This window comes from Bradyrhizobium tropiciagri (genome assembly GCF_001189845.1).
In the GTDB taxonomy this organism is placed as follows: domain Bacteria; phylum Pseudomonadota; class Alphaproteobacteria; order Rhizobiales; family Xanthobacteraceae; genus Bradyrhizobium; species Bradyrhizobium tropiciagri.
The window spans coordinates 246,897-261,032 of record NZ_LFLZ01000003.1 but is presented as its reverse complement, the minus strand read 5'-3'; the positions used below and the strand labels follow the sequence as shown (position 1 = coordinate 261,032).

Genomic DNA, 14,136 nt, shown 5'->3' with positions numbered 1-14,136 from the left:
CACGTCTTCGAGAGCGGAGGCTCAGTCGTCGTCGCCGTTGCCGCCGAACAGGCCGAACTGCGAGGGATCGCGGTTCGGCTCGGCGAGGCCGAGATGGCGGAAGGCGTGCGAGGTCAGGAGCCGGCCGCGCGGGGTGCGCTGCAGATAGCCGCACTGGATCAGATAGGGCTCGATGATGTCTTCGATCGCATCGCGCGGCTCCGACAGCGCCGCCGCCATGGTCTCGACGCCGACCGGACCGCCGCCATAGTTTAGGGCGATGGTGGTGAGGTAGCGCCGGTCCATCGCATCGAGCCCGGCGCTGTCGACCTCAAGCGCGCTCAGCGCCCGGTCGGCAATGCCGCGATCGACGGAATCAGCATCGGCCGCGGAAGCAAAGTCGCGCACCCGGCGCAGCAGGCGCCCGGCGATCCGCGGCGTGCCGCGGGCGCGGCGCGCGATCTCGTTGGCGCCGTCGGGGCTCATGCCGATGTTGAGCACGCGGGCGCCGCGGGTAACGATCTTCTCCAGCTCTTCCACCGTGTAGAAATTGAGCCGGATCGGAATGCCGAAGCGGTCGCGCAGCGGATTGGTGAGCAGGCCTGCGCGCGTCGTCGCACCGACCAGCGTGAATTTCGACAATTCGATCTTCACCGAGCGCGCTGCAGGGCCTTCGCCGATGATCAAATCGAGCTGGAAATCCTCCATCGCGGGATAGAGCACTTCCTCGACCGCCGGACTGAGGCGATGGATCTCGTCGATGAACAGCACGTCGCGCTCTTCGAGATTGGTGAGCAGCGCCGCGAGATCGCCGGCCTTGGCAATCACAGGGCCGGAGGTGGCACGAAAGCCGACGCCGAGCTCGCGCGCAACGATCTGCGCCAGCGTGGTCTTGCCGAGGCCGGGCGGACCGACGAACAGCACATGGTCAAGCGCCTCGCCGCGCTTCTTGGCGGCTTCGATGAAGATCGAGAGATTCTTGCGCGCCTGGGCCTGGCCGACAAACTCCGTCAGCGACTGCGGACGCAGCGCGGTGTCGCCGACATCGTCGGAGCGGCGTTCGGGCGAGACCATGCGCGAGGGAGGGTTCACTTCGACAATTCCTTAAGCCCCAGCCGGATCAGCTGCGCGGTCTCGGCGCTTTCACCGGCGCTGCGCGAGGCGGCGGCGATGGCGGCGGCGGCCTGCGGCTGGCCGTAGCCGAGATTGACCAGCGCGGAGATCGCGTCCGTCACCGGGCGCGGGGCGCGGTTGTTGTCGATCGCACCGGAGAGGTGCACCACAGCGGGATCGACATCGGCAAAGCCCGGCGCCTTGTCCTTCAATTCGCTGACGATGCGCTCGGCGACCTTCGGCCCGACCCCCGGCGTCCGCGCCACCGCCGCCTTGTCGCGCAGCGCGATGGCATTTGCGAGATCGGTCGGCGGCAAAGTGCCGAGCACCGCGAGCGCGACCTTGGCGCCGACACCCTGTACGGTCTGCAGCAGGCGAAACCACTCGCGCTCGTGATCGCTGCGGAAGCCGAACAGCTTGATCGCGTCCTCACGGACATAGGTCTCGATCGAGAGCACGGCCGCTCCGCCCGGCGACGGCAACGCCTGCAGCGTGCGACCAGCGCAATGCACCTGGTAACCGACACCGCCGACGTCGAGGATCACGTAATCCTCGCCGTAGGAATCGATCAGGCCCTTCAGCTTGCCGATCATCCTGTCACCTCGCACTCGGTGCTCACACTGCGTTCGAATGCTTCAGTGAGGGGCGTACCGGCGGAAGGGTTCCCTCCCCCCTTGCGGGGGAGGGTTAGGGAGAGGGGTAAGCCCCGGGTGCTGACCTCCGGGATGTGGCGAGGAGGCAGCAACCAAGCGCGCGAGATAATTATGCGCGGTGCGAGCGTTGCTCGTGCACTGTGTCGCGCAGTCGAGCAAGCGGGACCCCTCTCCCCAACCCTCCCCCGCAAGGGGGAGGGAGCCTGACCAGAGTGCTTCCCTCACCTCGTGCTTCGCCGCAGACCTTCCTCATAGGTTCGCCACCCTGAGCCGCAGTGCGGCGCTCTGGCGGTGATGGGCGTGGGTGATCGCGATCGCGAGCGCGTCGGCGGCATCGGCGGAGGGCGGCTCGGCCTTCGGCAGCAGTATCTTCAGCATTACCTGGATCTGGTTCTTCTCGGCGTGACCGGCGCCGACCACGGTCTTCTTGACCTGGTTCGGCGCATATTCGGCGACCGAGATACCGAACATTGCAGGCGCCAGCATGGCGACGCCGCGAGCCTGGCCGAGCTTCAGCGTGGCGACGCCGTCCTTGTTGACGAAAGTCTGCTCGACCGCGGCTTCCGCCGGCCTGAAGTCGCCGAGCACGGCGGCAAGACCCTCATGGATCGCGAGCAGCCGGCTCGCCAGCGGCAGATCATCGGGAGGTTCGACCGAACCGCAGCCGATATAGACCAGGCGGTTGCCTTCAGTCTCGATCACGCCCCAGCCGGTGCGGCGGAGACCCGGATCGATACCGATGATGCGGACGGGAGAGCGAATCGGCTGGGCTGTCATGGGGTAGTGATACCGCCTGCGCTGGGAGAACGAAACACAAACGGAGGCTCATCCCCGCCTGTGTCACGGTCGGCCCGCTGATGATCCCGCGTTTGCTCGTCATCCCCCGCGAAAGCGGGGGATCCAGTACGCCGCGGCCTATCGGCTCAAGCACTACAGCCTCTGGAATACTGGATCGCCCGGTCGAGCCGGGCGATGACAGCGGAGTAAGTGGCTCAGCCGCCCATCTTGGCGAGCAGCGCGTCGGACACCTCGAAATTGGCGAACACGTTCTGCACGTCGTCGTGCTCGTTGAGCAGATCCATCAGCTTCAAGAGCTTTTCGCCGGTCTCGTCGTCGACCGAGACGGTGTTCTGCGGCTTCCAGGTCAGCGCCGCCTTGCGCGGCTCGCCGAACTTCGCTTCCAGCGCCTTGGCCACTTCGCGGAAGGTATCCTGCGAGGCGTAGACCTCGTGACCGGCTTCGCTGGAGACGACGTCGTCGGCGCCAGCCTCGATCGCGGCGTCCAGCATCGCGTCGTCGGAGGCGACCTTGGCGTCGTATTCGATGATGCCGGTGCGATCGAACATGAAGGCGACCGAGCCGGTTTCGCCGAGATTGCCGCCAGATTTGGTGAAGAAGGAGCGGATGTCGGAGGCGGCGCGGTTGCGATTGTCGGTCAGCGCCTCGACGATGACGGCGACGCCACCGGGGCCATAGCCCTCGTAGCGGATCTCGTCATAGTTCTCGCCCTCATTGCCGGCGGCCTTCTTGATGGCGCGGTCGATATTGTCCTTGGGCATGTTCTCGGCGCGGGCCGCGACCACGGCGGCGCGCAGGCGCGGGTTCATCGCCGGGTCCGGGGTGCCGAGCTTGGCCGCCACGGTGATTTCGCGGGCCAGCTTGCCGAAAAGCTTCGACCTCTGGGCATCCTGCCGGCCCTTGCGGTGCATGATGTTCTTGAATTGGGAATGGCCGGCCATGCGACGTCTCTTCGGAGCTTAGGGTCTGAACAGGGATGGAAAACGCGGCCTTATAGGCCCCTCACGGTCAAAATCAAAGGATCGGCGGGGCCCTTCGGCCCGGGAATACTACCGCAACCCGGAATATGAGGCACTTGTTAACCATGACTTCATGCCCGGATGCGAGGATCGCCCCGTCTCGCCGCAACTTCCAAGAGCTCCCATGGCATTCGGTTTGTTTCGAAAGCAAGTGCCGGAGACGGCTGCGCCGGCCGTCGCGTCGCAGGTTCCAGCCGCGACCGCAGCGCCCGACGTCCCGACCGAGATTGATTCGGCCCAGGATTCGGCCAAAGACTCGGCCAAGGAAATCCTGGAACTGCTGGAACTCGAGCTCGGCGCGATGATCCGCCAGCTCGAGCGTGCCGCGAACTCGGTTGCCGACGGCGCCGAGGCGACGGCAGCCCGGCTCGCGACCATCCGCGCCCGCACCGACGCGCTGGCCGGCCGCAGCAACGACGCGCAGAGCACCGCGACGACATTCTCCGAAGCTGCCGACCGCTTCACCCATTCCGCCGAGGGCATCGGGGCCCAGGTGCGCAGTGCGAGCCAGCTCGCCGACGACGCCGCGGCGGCCGCGCGCGAGGCCACCGCCAACGTCGATCGCTTGCGCGAATCCTCGGCCGCGATCGGCAATGTCGTCAACCTGATCGCGCAGATCGCGCGCCAGACCACGCTGCTGGCGCTCAACTCGACGATCGAGGCGGCGCGCGCCGGCGCCGCCGGCAAGGGCTTTGCGGTGGTCGCAACCGAGGTCAAGGCGCTGGCAGTGCAGACCCAGAGCGCGACCGAGGAGATCACCAAGAAGATCGAGGCGCTGCAGAAGGACGCCACCGGATCGGCCGACGCCGTGCACCGCATCTCCGAGGCGATCGAAAAAATCCGCCCGGTATTCGAGAACGTCAACGGCGCGGTCGCCGAGCAGAACCAGATCACCGGCGAGATGGGCCAGAACGCCGCCTCCGCCTCGCACTTCATCGTCTCGGTCGGCACCAGCGCCGGCGAGATCGACAGCGCGACGCGCGAAGCCGCCGCGCATGGCGACAATGTCGCGAAGGCCGGCAAGGCGGTGACTGCGTTTGCCCAGAAGCTGAAGGCACGCTGCGCGGTGCTGCTGCGCCAGGACGAGCGCGGCGATCCGCGCAAGAACGAGCGCCTGCCCTGCAGCCTCACCATCGAGATCGCGACCGCGCGCGGCAACGTCACCGCGCCGGTCTACGAGCTCGCGATGGACGGCATCCTGATCGGCGGGCCCGATGCCGAAAAGCTGCCGGCCCACGAGACGCTAAGCGCGACCTTGCAGGACGTTGGCGCGTGCCGGATCCGGATCGGCGATCGCTCCAAGGCCGGCAGCCAGGCCCGCTTCGAGGCGCCGACCGCCGAGCTGCGGGAAAAGATCGAAGACCGGATGTGGGCGATCCATGAGGAGAACGCCGAACTCATCACCCGCGCGATGGAAGCAGGCGCCGAGCTGGGCAAGGTCTTCGAGAACGGACTGGCGAGCGGCGCCGTCACGATCGCCGACATGTTCGACACGAATTACGTCGAAATATCCGGCACCAATCCGGTGCAGTACCGCACCAGGATGCTGGATTGGGCGGATCGCGCGCTGCCCGCGCTGCTCGAGGCGTTCCTCGCCAGGGACAAGCGCCTGGCGTTCTGCGCGACGGTCGACCGCAACGGCTATCTGCCGGTCCATAACAAGATCTACTCGCATCCGCAGCGGCCGGGCGACGTGGCATACAACACCGCCAATTGCCGCAATCGCCGCATCTTCAACGATCCCGCGGGCCTCGCCGCCGCGCACAATGAGCGCGCCTACCTGGTGCAGAGCTACGCGCGCGACATGGGCAACGGCAGCACCGTGATGATGCGCGAGATCGATGTGCCGATCCGCGTGCGCGGCCGGCACTGGGGCGCTTTCCGCACCGCCTACAAGCTTTGATGACTTCCTAGCCCGGATGCGGCGAAGCGTAATCCGGGACACGCGTTTCCACGGACGGGGATCCCGGATTTCGCTGCGCTGCATCCGGGCTACGCAGTGCACGCTCAGGCAAGACGGCGTTCGCGAATCACGCTCTAGATCGGACTGGGGAATGCAGCGGCAGCTCGATGGGCCGCTGTAACGGAGGAAACGCGAAATGTCGGCTGCGCAGCTTGCAGTGCTGGATACGTCGTCGAACCGGACGCTGGCCGAACGGCTGGTCGACCAGCTCGCCGACCGCATCGGCGGCCTCGGGGTGGAGCTTGCCGACATCGCCGGCAACGTCCAGGAGGTCGCGAACCGCGTCACCAACCAGTCCGAGCGGTTCCACCACTTGCAGGAGACCGCCGAGATCATGGTCTCGGCCAATCACGACATCGCCAACGCCTCGCAGGCGGTGCAATCGACCGCATCCGCCGCGGCCGGCCAGATCGCGGAATCGCGCAACGTGGTCGAGACGGCGGTCAGCCACATCGCGGAACTCGTCGCCGCCGTTGGACGGATCGAGGCGCGGCTCGCCGCGGTCGGCTCCGCGCTGAGCCAGGTCGCCAAGGTCTCCGGCTCGATCGAGGCGATCGCCAAGCAGACCAATCTGCTCGCGCTGAACGCCACGATCGAGGCCGCGCGCGCCGGCGATGCCGGCCGCGGCTTTGCGGTGGTCGCAAGCGAGGTGAAGAACCTTGCCGAGGCGACCCGCCAGGCGACGCACCAGATTTCCGACACCGTGCGCGATCTCGACGGCCAGATCGGCAGCCTGATCGGCGAGAGCGGCGATGCCTCGCTGCGCGCCAAGAGCGCCGGTGAAGGCGCCCGGCAGATCTCCGGCATCATCAGCCGCGTGCAGGAGGGCTTTTCATCGGTCGGCGCCGAGATCGGCAGCGTGGCGCGCGCCGCGACCTCCAATCTCGGTCATTGCGACACCGTGATCGCGGAGCTGAACGAGCTTGCCAAGGGCGTCGACCTGTCCTCGCGCGACCTCAAGCACGCCGACGGCCGTGTGGCGAAGCTGCTCGAGCTCTCCGAGAGCCTGATCGTGACGATCGCCGACAGCGGCGTGGAAACCAGCGATGCGCCGCTGATCCGCGTCGTGACCGATACCGCGAAGCAGATCTCCGACCTGTTCGAGAATGCCGTCGCACGCGGCGAGATCACGCTGGCGCAATTGATGGACGAGAGGTATCGCGAGATCGCGGGCACCAATCCGAAGCAGTACCTGACCGACTATGTCAGCTTCACCGACCGCGTGCTGCCCGCGATCCAGGATCCGCTCCAGAAGACCGATCCGCGCATCGTGTTCTGCGTCGCCTGGGCGCGCGGCGGCTATCTGCCGACCCACAATCCGAACTACCGGCAGCCGCAGGGACCGGACCCCGTGTGGAACAACGCCAATTGCCGCAACCGCCGGCTGTTCAACGACCGCGCGGTGAGCAAGGTCGCGGCCAATACCAAGCCGTTCCTGCTGCAGACCTACCGCCGCGACATGGGCGGCGGCAATTTCGTGCTGATGAAGGACCTGTCGTCGCCGATCTTCGTCGGCGGCCGCCACTGGGGCGCGTTCCGGATGGGCTTCCGGCAGTCGTGAATCCGCGGCCCCATAGCGTATGAAGCCAACGGTCGTCCGCGTGCGCTTAGCTGAGCACCTACCAAAATATCGAAAACAACCCCATGCAAAGTAGCCGGCGTCCGACACGGCAACTTGACACGACGGGCAAATCACCGGTACTCTTCTATTATTCCGAAATTGTGTGTAGCCCGGATGGAGCGAAGCTTAATCCGGAATCAGTTGTGCACCCGCGAGAAGGATTTCGCGGAGACCGCAGCCCGGATGCAGCGCAGCGCAATCCGGGAGCAATCTTTCAACCGGCAAGAACCCCGGCACCGCTTGAAACCGCCTGCGCCAAAATCAGCGCAGCTATTCGTCTGGGGCTTCTTTGATTTTCGCAAGTGTTTGGGATTACGAAGACAACCACTGATTTGGATCTCGCAGGGTGTCCAACACGTAGTACCGGTTGTCCTTCGGGTGTTCTGCAAGATGATCCCGGCTCTCCCACGCCGTCTTCCATTCACCAGGCGCTGTAATGGGCGTAAAGGCCCGGTCATCATTTCGTCGATAGACGCGCCATATCGGCAATTCTGTTGCGACGACACTGTCAAGAAACGCGGCGACGAAGCCAGGATGCCAACTCGTGTCCATGCCCATCGATGTCGGCCGCCCACTTTCGCCTATCCATACCATTCCCCATGGCCTTTGAGGACCGTAGCCCTCGTTGCAATGGGCCAACGCCAAGTCCCAGCTGCGGTCTTCGAACGTCGTCCAGCATGGATATTGCTGACCCGGAGAGCCGTAGTCCCAATCCCTCATGACAATGCGCGGTTCGACTAAACGAACCCTGATAAAGGCTAGAGTGGCCTCATGATCAATTGTCACAAGCTCCGTCTCGATAAGTCGCTTCAGCCACTCCGCCGAGACACTCATGTTTCCTGATCACCAATCCGCAGAACCATTCAAGTCCAGAACCCCGGCACCGCGGGCTCGAGCCGGCCGCCGGCGCGCACCGGCGCGACCTTGACCGCTAGCCCGGTCGCATCGTCGGTCTCGACCGCGATGCCGCTGAGCGTCGCAACGCCGCCCGCCGGCTCGAAACGGCCGGAGGGGATGCCGGTGAGGAAGCGCTGCAGCGGCTCCTCCTTCTGCATGCCGATCACCGAATCGTAGTCGCCGGTCATGCCGGCATCGCTCATATAGGCGGTGCCGCCGGGCAGCACCTGGTGATCGGCGGTCGGCACATGGGTATGGGTCCCGACCACGAGGCTGACGCGGCCGTCGCAGAAGAAGCCGACACCCTGCTTCTCGCTGGTCGCCTCGGCATGGAAGTCGAGCACGATGCGTCACAGCCCTCGCGTAGCGGGCAGGCCTCGAGCTCGCGATCAATCGCGCTGAACGGATCGTTGGACGACGGCTCCATGAACACGCGGCCGATCGCATTGAGGACGAGCGCGCGCTTGCCGTTCTTGGTGTCGACCAGCGTGGCGCCGCGGCCGGGCGAATGGCGCGGAAAATTCAAGGGACGGATCAGGCGCGGCGCGCGTTCGATGAAGACCAGCGCCTCTTTCTGATTCCAGGCGTGGTTGCCGAGCGTGATCGCGTCCGCTCCGGCATCCAGTAGCTCCTGATAGATCGCCTCGGTGATGCCGAAGCCGCCGGCGGAATTCTCGCCATTGACGACGACGAGGTCGAGCGACCAGTCCCTGATCATGCCGGGAAGATGGTCTGCTATGGCGGTGCGGCCGGTCCTGCCGACGACGTCACCAACGAAGAGGATACGCAAGGCTAGCTACTCCGGAAATCGAACGTCTTGCGCTCCGTTAGCACATAATCGAGCGGGACGTCGTGCGATAGCGCCGGAATGGCCTTGGTTTCCTGTGCAGCAAAGGCAACTCCCACCCCGATCACGTGCTTGGCCTTGCGCAGATGCGCAAAGGTATAGTCGTAATAGCCGGCGCCGTAACCGATGCGGTGGCCGAGCTTGTCGAATGCGGCAAGCGGCACCAGCATCACGTCGGGATGCACCTCGGCCGCGGCCGGCGACGGCTCGGGAATGCCGAGCGGCCCGAGCATCAGCCGGTCCTGCGGCGACCAACTGCGGAAGGTCAGCGACTGGCCGCGCGCGTTGATACAGGGCAGCGCGAGCCGCGCACCCTTTTCCGCAAGCTTCTTCATCAACGGCGCCGGATCGATCTCGCTGCGGATCGGCGCATAGCCCGAGATGATCATGCCTTGCGCGATCTCGAACGGCGCGCCGCGCTTGGCCAGCGCCTCGGCAGCGGTCGCGCGCTGCTCGTCGCTCAGCGCGTCGCGCTTGGCGAGGGCAAGCGCCCGAAGCTCGGCCTTCGATGGAGATGCGTGCATGATCCATCTTCCGCTGTCGTCGTCCGCGACAACGGACGATCCATCATTCAGAGACGCTAGCTTCGCAAGGCCAGAGCTTTCGTAAGACGAGTCGCGGCGCGCTGGACGCCCCGCATCGCGGGGCACTGCTTCGCAATCGAACCGCCGCAGCGCGACGACAAGGCAACAGCAAAAATTCAGTGCGAAGCCGCAGAGGCCGTTGGAGCGCTCGATCCCGGAGTTCCCTACGAAAGTAGGTGGGCACCATATGTCCGGGTCCACGGACCCGGCCAGGGACAGTTCCCTAAAGGATCGATAAGGCCCCGGGGATATATGGCTCCTGACGCACGACGCAGCTTCGCGGGGGCTAATCTAGCGATCGTTGCCCGACTTCGCTAGCTGTACCTCGTCGTCCCGGCGCAGGCCGGGACCCATAACCACAACTGTTCATCGTTGCGGAGGGTGCTAACCCGCACCGCCCAAACTCGATGGGCCACGGAGTATGGGTCCCGGCCTTCGCCGGGACGACAGCGGCTACCCGATCGCGATGCCGCCGCCGATGGTGCGGTTGAGCACCTGCGTGGTGCGCTCGATCCGCTCGGCGGCGGCGTTGAGCGCGTTGGAGACCGCGGTCTGGGTGGCGCGGGCGCGGTCGGTGGCGGCCGTGCGGGCATTGCGCAGCTGTTCGACCTCTTCCTCGAGGCTGCGGATGCGCGCGCTGGCATCGACCAGCTCGTCGCAGGCGGTGAGCGCCGCCATCACGGTCAACCGCGCATCGCCGATCTCGCCGAACTTGCCGCGCAAGGATTCGACGCGCTGCTGGAGATTTTCCGCGAGCTTCAGAAGCCGCACCTCCTGGCCTTCCTCGCAGGCCATCCGGTATTGCCGGCCATTGATGGTGACGTTGATGTGGCTCATCTGCTGTCTCCGCCCTCGAGCACGGCGCGTATGGTGCCGATCGCGGCGTCGAGCTTTTCCGCGATGTCGCGATTGGCGCGCTCGAGCTTGCGCGTCTTCACCAGCGATCCGTCGAGTTCGTCGGCAAGCCGGGAGCGATCGGCGCCGAGCGCCTGGATCCGGCTCGCCAATTCGTTCTCGTCGCGGTCGGCCTCGCGGCGCCGCTCCACGGAGCTTTCCAGCGCATCGAGCGCGGCCATCAGCCGCTTGGTCGCAGCGTCGATATCGGCAAGCGGCGCCTCGGTATTGCCAGACCCGTTGGCGAGACGATCACTCATGACACGCGGCGTGGACCCCTCAGGTAGGCCGTTAGAGATGGCTGCCGCACGGCAAAACTGGCGGTTCGGCAAGCGTTTAGCGGACGAAATTTACGTGGCAAGCGAGGGAAGCGCAACGGCGGCGCAGAACTATGCACCGTTCTATGAAATTGGGCGATTTCCGGCAACTTTTCCCCGTTTTGGGGCGTTTCATCGCCTTGGACTTGCGGAATTGAGGTGCTAATCCACCCTCCAACCCGTAAGGCCCATCCACACACGTGTCGCGGCTGCCCGCCCCGATGCGTTCAGAATCAGCTCTCATTCCAGGCGGACTTTTATCATGACGCAGGTCGATCATACCCGTATGGCCAATGCGATCCGTGGCCTTGCCATGGACGCCGTCGAGAAGGCGAATTCCGGCCATCCCGGCCTGCCGATGGGCGCCGCCGACATCGCGACCGTGCTGTTCACAAAGTTTCTGAAATTCGATGCCGCCGACACCGCGTGGCCCGACCGCGATCGCTTCGTGCTGTCGGCCGGCCACGGCTCGATGCTGCTCTATGCGTTGCTGTACCTCACCGGCAACAAGGACATGACGCTCGACCAGATCAAGCGCTTCCGCCAGCTCGGATCGCTGACGCCGGGACACCCGGAGAATTTCCACACGAAGGGCATCGAGACCACCACCGGCCCGCTCGGCCAGGGCATTGCGACCGCGGTCGGCATGGCGCTCGCCGAGAAGATGCTCGCCGCCGAGTTCGGCAAGAAGATCGTCAACCACCACACCTATGTGCTCGCCTCCGACGGCGACCTGATGGAAGGCATCTCGCAGGAAGCGATCGCGCTCGCCGGCGTCTGGCGGCTCAACAAGATGATCGTGCTGTACGACGACAACGGCATCTCGATCGACGGCCCGACCTCGATCTCCGATTCCGTCGACCAGGTGAAGCGCTTCAAGTCGGCAGGCTGGGCCGCCGAATTGATCGACGGCCATGATCCGCAGGCGATTGCGGCTGCGATCACCCGCGCACAGAAATCCAGCAAGCCTTCGATGATCGCCTGCAAGACCACGATCGGTTACGGCGCGCCGCACAAGGCCGGCACTGCGAAAGCCCATGGCGAAGCGCTCGGCGCCGACGAGCTCAAGGCCGCCAAGGAAAAGCTCGGCATCTCGCTCGAGCCGTTCTCGGTGCCCGACGATGTGCTGAAGGCCTGGCGCGAGGCGGGTGCCCGCGGCGCCGTCGAGCACAAGGCATGGGACGAGCAGTTCGCGCAGCTCGGCAACCGCAAGCGCGCCGAGTTCGAGCGCCGCATCCGACACGAGCGGCCGCAGTCGCTCGCCAAGGGGCTGCGCGCCTTCAAGAAGGGCCTCTTGGAAAACCCGCTCAACGTCGCCTCCCGCAAATCATCGGAAGCTGCGATCGAGGTGATCGCGGCCGCGATGCCGATGGAATTCGTAGCCGGCTCCGCCGACCTCACCGGCTCCAACAACAACAAGGCAAAGTCGGCGACAGCGTTCGGCGCCAAGACGCCGAAGGGCCGCTTCATCCATTACGGCATCCGCGAACACGGCATGGCGGCGTGCCTCAACGGCATCTTCCTGCATGGCGGTTTCGCGCCGAACGGCGCCACCTTCCTGGTGTTCACCGACTATGCGCGCCCCGCGATGCGGCTGTCGGCGCTGATGGGCACCGGCGTGGTCTATGTCATGACCCATGACTCGATCGGCCTCGGCGAGGACGGCCCGACGCACCAGCCGGTGGAGCATCTCTCGGCGCTGCGCGCGATCCCCAACATGCGCGTGTTCCGTCCCTGCGACGCGGTCGAGACCGCCGAGTGCTGGGAACTGGCGCTCAACCGCATCGACGGACCGACGGTGCTGGCGCTGACCCGCCAGAACCTGCCGCAGCTCCGCACCACGGCGCCGAACGACAATCCCTGCAGCCACGGCGCCTACGAACTGGTCGCGGCCCAGGGTGACGCAAAAGTGTCATTGTTCGCGTCCGGTTCCGAGGTCCAGATCGCGGTCGAGGCGCAGAAGCAGCTGGCCGGGCGCGGCATCGCGACGCGGGTCGTCTCGGTCCCGTCGCTGGAATTGCTGCTGGCGCAGCCTGCCGAGCGACAAAATGCCATTATCGGCAACGCTCCGGTCAAGATTGCGATCGAGGCCGCGGTGCGCTGGGGCTGGGATGCCGTGATCGGCCATGATGGCGAATTCATCGGCATGCACGGTTTCGGCGCCAGCGCCCCGGCGAAGGACCTTTTCCCGCATTTCGGCATTACCGCTGAGGCCGTCGTTAACGCTGCCACGAAGCGCGTCTGACGCTGGCCTGACACCCGCGGGCCAAGGTTGAGCTTGTCGCGAAAAAGGATTACCTAAGCTCCATCTTTTCCGTACGCGCCCGGCCGAACCGGGCGTTCCGCCGTAAAAACCTCGTGGGAGCCCTCCCGCGGGGCTGACAACAGCATTAGAGGAGACGAGCATGGCAATCCGCGTCGCGATCAACGGGTTTGGGCGTATCGGCCGCAACATTCTGCGCGCCATCGCCGAGTCCGGCCGCAAGGACATCGAGGTGGTCGGCATCAACGATCTCGGTCCGGTCGAGACCAATGCGCATCTGCTGCGCTTCGATTCCGTGCACGGCCGCTTCCCGGGCACCGTGACCGTCGATGGCGACACGATCAGCCTCGGCGACAACAAGATCAAGGTTTCGGCCGAGCGCGATCCCTCCAAGCTGCCGTGGAAGGCCCTCGGCGTCGACGTCGCGCTGGAATGCACCGGCATCTTCACCTCGAAGGACAAGGCTTCGGCGCACCTCACCGCCGGCGCCAAGCGCGTGCTGGTCTCGGCGCCCGCCGACGGCGCTGACGCCACCATCGTCTACGGCGTCAACCACGACACGCTGAACAAGGATCAGCTGGTCGTCTCCAACGGCTCCTGCACCACCAACTGCCTCGCGCCGGTCGCCAAGGTGCTGAACGACACCGTCGGCATCGAGACCGGCTTCATGACCACGATCCACGCCTATACCGGCGACCAGCCGACGCTCGACACCCTGCACAAGGACCTCTATCGCGGCCGCGCCGCTGCGATGTCGATGATCCCGACCTCGACCGGCGCCGCGAAGGCGATCGGCCTGGTGCTGCCCGAGCTGAAGGGCAAGCTCGACGGCGTCTCGGTTCGCGTGCCGACCCCGAACGTCTCCGTCATCGACCTCAAGATCGTCGCCAAGCGCGCCACCGATGCCAAGGAGATCAACGAGGCGATGAAGCGCGCCTCCGAGCAGCAGCTCAAGGGCATCCTCGGCTACACCAACGCGCCGAATGTCTCGATCGACTTCAACCACGATCCGCACTCGGCCACCTTCCACATGGACCAGACCAAGGTGCAGAACGGCACGCTGGTGCGCGTGATGGCCTGGTATGACAACGAGTGGGGCTTCTCGAACCGCATGGCGGACACCGCCGTCGCGATCGGCAAGCTGGCTTAAGTTCGACTGTTCGTGATGCCCGGCCCCGCGCCGGGCAT

At 65.5% G+C, this 14,136-nt stretch carries 11 protein-coding genes, 1 other RNA gene and 1 pseudogene; 4 read left to right on the top strand and 9 right to left on the bottom strand.

Annotation, left to right across the window (positions count from 1 at the left end; genetic code table 11):
- Positions 1-21 precede the first annotated feature (21 nt).
- From ruvB to AKN84_RS04515, 4 genes are all read right to left on the bottom strand, one after another.
- Positions 22-1,071, bottom strand: a complete 1,050-nt coding sequence (ruvB, locus tag AKN84_RS04530) for a Holliday junction branch migration DNA helicase RuvB (protein WP_050419560.1) — start codon at positions 1,069-1,071, stop codon at positions 22-24.
- Entirely contained in the window at positions 1,068-1,685 is a 618-nt protein-coding gene (ruvA, locus tag AKN84_RS04525; RefSeq protein WP_050419559.1) for a Holliday junction branch migration protein RuvA, read from the bottom strand. Before ruvA ends, ruvB begins: the two co-directional genes overlap by 4 nt.
- Positions 1,686-1,994: 309 nt before the next feature.
- Positions 1,995-2,522 carry a crossover junction endodeoxyribonuclease RuvC gene (gene ruvC / locus AKN84_RS04520; protein WP_050419558.1) on the bottom strand — a complete coding sequence of 176 codons (528 nt, stop codon included), beginning with the start codon at positions 2,520-2,522 and terminating at the stop codon, positions 1,995-1,997.
- Between the two features lie 215 nt (positions 2,523-2,737).
- Positions 2,738-3,484, bottom strand: a complete 747-nt coding sequence (locus tag AKN84_RS04515; RefSeq protein ID WP_050419557.1) for a YebC/PmpR family DNA-binding transcriptional regulator — start codon at positions 3,482-3,484, stop codon at positions 2,738-2,740.
- Positions 3,485-3,686: 202 nt separating this feature from the next.
- Here AKN84_RS04515 and AKN84_RS04510 point away from each other — a divergent pair, with 202 nt between their 5' ends.
- Both AKN84_RS04510 and AKN84_RS04505 read left to right on the top strand, forming a co-directional pair.
- Positions 3,687-5,465: a methyl-accepting chemotaxis protein gene (locus AKN84_RS04510; protein ID WP_050419556.1), complete on the top strand. Its 1,779-nt coding sequence runs from the start codon at positions 3,687-3,689 to the stop codon at positions 5,463-5,465.
- A 196-nt stretch (positions 5,466-5,661) separates the two neighbouring features.
- Positions 5,662-7,086, top strand: coding sequence for a methyl-accepting chemotaxis protein (locus AKN84_RS04505; RefSeq protein ID WP_050419555.1), 1,425 nt, complete (start codon positions 5,662-5,664; stop codon positions 7,084-7,086).
- A 923-nt stretch (positions 7,087-8,009) separates the two neighbouring features.
- Here the strand turns inward: AKN84_RS04505 and AKN84_RS04495 are convergent.
- The 5 genes and pseudogenes from AKN84_RS04495 to AKN84_RS04480 all read right to left on the bottom strand — a co-directional run bounded on the left by AKN84_RS04495 (position 8,010) and on the right by AKN84_RS04480 (position 10,628).
- Positions 8,010-8,833: pseudogene (locus tag AKN84_RS04495) on the bottom strand (TIGR00282 family metallophosphoesterase).
- A 2-nt stretch (positions 8,834-8,835) separates the two neighbouring features.
- Positions 8,836-9,414: a 5-formyltetrahydrofolate cyclo-ligase gene (locus AKN84_RS04490; RefSeq protein WP_050419553.1), complete on the bottom strand. Its 579-nt coding sequence runs from the start codon at positions 9,412-9,414 to the stop codon at positions 8,836-8,838.
- 180 nt (positions 9,415-9,594) lie between these two features.
- Positions 9,595-9,755, bottom strand: a non-coding RNA gene (gene ssrS / locus AKN84_RS44555) — 6S RNA.
- 172 nt (positions 9,756-9,927) lie between these two features.
- Positions 9,928-10,311, bottom strand: coding sequence for a cell division protein ZapA (locus tag AKN84_RS04485; RefSeq protein WP_021076488.1), 384 nt, complete (start codon positions 10,309-10,311; stop codon positions 9,928-9,930).
- Complete coding sequence (locus tag AKN84_RS04480; protein WP_050419552.1) at positions 10,308-10,628, bottom strand: DUF4164 domain-containing protein; 321 nt, start codon at positions 10,626-10,628, stop codon at positions 10,308-10,310. Before AKN84_RS04480 ends, AKN84_RS04485 begins: the two co-directional genes overlap by 4 nt.
- A 319-nt stretch (positions 10,629-10,947) precedes the next feature.
- Between AKN84_RS04480 and tkt the strand changes: the two genes are divergently transcribed.
- Both tkt and gap read left to right on the top strand, forming a co-directional pair.
- Positions 10,948-12,930: a transketolase gene (gene tkt, locus AKN84_RS04475; RefSeq protein WP_050419551.1), complete on the top strand. Its 1,983-nt coding sequence runs from the start codon at positions 10,948-10,950 to the stop codon at positions 12,928-12,930.
- Positions 12,931-13,090: 160 nt separating this feature from the next.
- Positions 13,091-14,098 carry a type I glyceraldehyde-3-phosphate dehydrogenase gene (gene gap / locus AKN84_RS04470; protein WP_050419550.1) on the top strand — a complete coding sequence of 336 codons (1,008 nt, stop codon included), beginning with the start codon at positions 13,091-13,093 and terminating at the stop codon, positions 14,096-14,098.
- Positions 14,099-14,136: the final 38 nt, after the last annotated feature.